We start from the raw sequence: 782 nt of genomic DNA, 5'->3' as shown, positions 1-782 counted from the left end.
AAACCAGCAACTAAACCTGTTACCGATAATCTGGAACAAAACCCAGCAACTAAACCTGTTACCGATAATCCGGAACAAAACCCAGTAGCTAAAATTGCTACTGGCAATCCAGAACATAAGCTAGCAAGCAGCCCTGTTGAGAATACAAATTCAGGTCCAAAGCAAATAACAACAAACATTTTAACCGGTGTAAAGTTGACGGATAAAGACGGAAAACCATTTACAGAGGATAACCGTCCAAGCACAGATTCCCCTGCCAATATTGAGTTTACATGGGAGCTTTTAAAATCAATGAATGTGAAAAGCGGAGATTACTATATTTTTGATCTTCCTAAACATTTTAAGATTTACAATACAATTAACAGTCCTTTATATGATAGTGAAAACAATCAAATTGGTAATTTTACTGTTACAAAAGACGGAAAAGTCACGATGACATTCAACGATTATGTTGAAGAGCATCCAGATGTTGCTGGTAACCTACAATTAAAGACAGAATTTAATAAAGCTGAAATTAAAGGTACAACAACACAAGAAATTCCTTTCCCAATTAAAGATAAGGATGTTTCTATTACAGTTGACTTTAAGCCTAATGTACAAACAGCTACGAATAAAAAAGGGGTACCTGATAGACCAATTAATACAAATGAAATTAATTGGAAAGTAGAGATGAACAAAACGAAAGAAACCCTTAAAAATGCGGTTTTTAAAGATAACATCCCACAGGGTACAAGCTTAAATAAAGATTCTATTAAAGTTTATTATTTAGAAGTTGATGTTAA

The 782-nt window shown here is 33.5% G+C and carries 1 protein-coding gene; it reads left to right on the top strand.

The features are described 5' to 3' along the window. On the top strand, positions 1 to 782 hold a 782-nt coding region (locus tag MR160_RS33730), incomplete at both ends, for an Ig-like domain-containing protein (protein WP_242299222.1).

The sequence above is a fragment of the Bacillus cereus group sp. BfR-BA-01382 genome, from assembly GCF_022663475.1.
GTDB lineage: Bacteria > Bacillota > Bacilli > Bacillales > Bacillaceae_G > Bacillus_A > Bacillus_A thuringiensis_S.
The sequence above is the reverse complement of the archived record's forward strand: the minus strand, read 5'-3'. Positions and strand labels throughout refer to the sequence as shown.